Source organism: Phytoactinopolyspora endophytica (genome assembly GCF_004138495.1).
GTDB lineage: Bacteria > Actinomycetota > Actinomycetes > Jiangellales > Jiangellaceae > Phytoactinopolyspora > Phytoactinopolyspora endophytica.
In genome coordinates this window covers 156,838-158,723 of record NZ_ML142855.1, presented here as the reverse complement: position 1 = coordinate 158,723, position 1,886 = coordinate 156,838, and the positions used below count along the sequence as shown (strand labels likewise).

The following is a 1,886-nucleotide window of genomic DNA, read 5'->3' as shown; positions in this document are numbered from 1 at the left end:
TCTCCAGGCAGGCGATGATGACCGCACAATAGACGATGCCGGCGACAACTGTGGAGACGTCGCCGGTAGTGACCGCCACCATCGCGTCGTCGAGCATCGCCACGCCCCGCTCCGCTTCGCCCATCGCCACCAGCGCCTGGCCGCGGCCCAATCGGCCCAGGGCCACCAGATCGGGATCACCGAACTCATCGGCGATCTTCGCTACCTGCCCGAACGTCGCATATGCGGTCGCCGGGTCACGCCTGCCGAGAGCTTGCAGTGCGACTGGGATCAGCAGGTACCCCTCCTCAACGCACCGTAACGATCTCTCCTCTGCAAGACGCTGCCCCCGAGCGAGCCACCCACCGGCGCGGGCATGCTGTCCGCGCTGGCCGAGAATCATGCACAGCCAGAACGTGCACCGCACGGACCGCACGACGTTCCCCTCGTCCAGATACCCGTGGTGTCCGCGTTCGAGGAGGTGAACCGCTGTTTCATCACGCCCTGTGAGGTAAGCGGCCATCGCGAGCAGCTCGATGTCGTCCGACTGGAGGTGCGCATCCTCATCTGCGGTCGCCAGCAGGTTGTACGCGTCGGTCCACTCATGTCGCGCATACGCCTGGCGGCCCTGCTCGAGCTGTTCAGCGGCGGCCATGTGCACTTCTCCTGAACGAATGCTGCCACGACCCGGCCGTCACCGGCTAGCCCTGGGCATGCCTGGCCGGGCCTGCACAGGATCACCCATCCAGCTTCGACGGCCGGAATGGGTAGTTCACCCGAAGTTCTGGCCCGCCACCGATCCGTAGCGTCATGACCAGACATTCACGTCCAACGAGGAGGGCGAGATCCATGTCCAACAACGTTCAATGGTCCTTGAGCGGTGACTATCTAGAGGCGTGCAGCTGCGACTATGGCTGCCCGTGCAAGTTCGGCGCCACCCCTACCCAGGGGTACTGCCAGGGTGTCATCGGCTTCGACATCCGCGACGGAAGCCATGGAGACGTCGACCTGAGCGGCCTCGGCTTCGCCGGGATCATCCACGCGCCCGGAGCACCGTGGGAAGGGAACATCACCGGTACGTTCTACATCGATGAGACCGCTACGCTACCGCAGCGGGAGTCGCTCACAACGATCCTCTCCGGCCAGGCCGGTGGGTTCTGGGCTCTGATCTCGACGCTGGTCAGCGAGAACAAAGGCGTGAAGTTCGCGCCGACTCAGATGGAGACCGAGGGAGCGCGACGGACCTTCACGATCCCCGGGGTGGTGGAACTGGTCAACGAGCCGCTGCTCAACCCCATGACTCAGGAGAACCAGGAGGTCATGGTTCAGAACAGCTTCGACCCGTTCTGTGTGTCCGGGAGAGCCGGCAGGTCGACGAAGGCCGTCAATAGCGACCCCGACCTCAGCTTCGACGTCAGCGGCAGGCAGGGCTACATCGGCGCCTTCACCTGGACGGGGCCGTGACCGCACGACGCAGTGTCGTCATCGAGCCGGCCCTGACCCGGGACCGTGCTACCGCGTTGCTGTCAGTCGTCGTCATAGCAGCGCTGGCCTGGGTATATCTGGCTCGCACCGGCGACGCCCCGATGGGGACGGCCGGCGGCGCCACGGACCTGGTGCTTCTCTTCGCTATGTGGGCAGCGATGATGACCGCCATGATGGCGCCGTCCGCGGCACCGCTGGTCCTGATGTTCGCGACCATCAATCGACGGCAACGGGAGGCCCGGCAGCCGTACGTCGCGACGTCCGTCCTCCTCCTGGGGTATATCGCGGTCTGGACCGGATTCGCCGCCCTGGCCTCCGGCATGCAGTGGACTCTTCATGAGTTCGGGGCACTCTCGTCTTGGATGGATGGCGTTGCCCCGATCGCCGGAGGTACTGTCCTCATCGTCGCGGGCGTATTCCAG

Annotated in this window: 2 protein-coding genes and 1 pseudogene; 2 read left to right on the top strand and 1 reads right to left on the bottom strand. The window is 65.1% G+C overall.

From position 1 onward, the window contains the following. A pseudogene (locus ELR45_RS37980) lies at positions 1 to 634 on the bottom strand (DNA-binding response regulator); the annotation flags it as partial. 194 nt (positions 635 to 828) lie between these two features. Here ELR45_RS37980 and ELR45_RS15575 point away from each other — a divergent pair. Beyond that, on the top strand, positions 829 to 1,443 hold the full coding sequence (locus ELR45_RS15575; RefSeq protein WP_165367803.1) for a DUF1326 domain-containing protein: 615 nt from the start codon (positions 829 to 831) through the stop codon (positions 1,441 to 1,443). After that, positions 1,440 to 1,886: copper chaperone (locus ELR45_RS37975; protein ID WP_205856661.1), on the top strand; the 447-nt coding region annotated here is incomplete at its 3' end. The genes ELR45_RS15575 and ELR45_RS37975, both read left to right, overlap by 4 nt.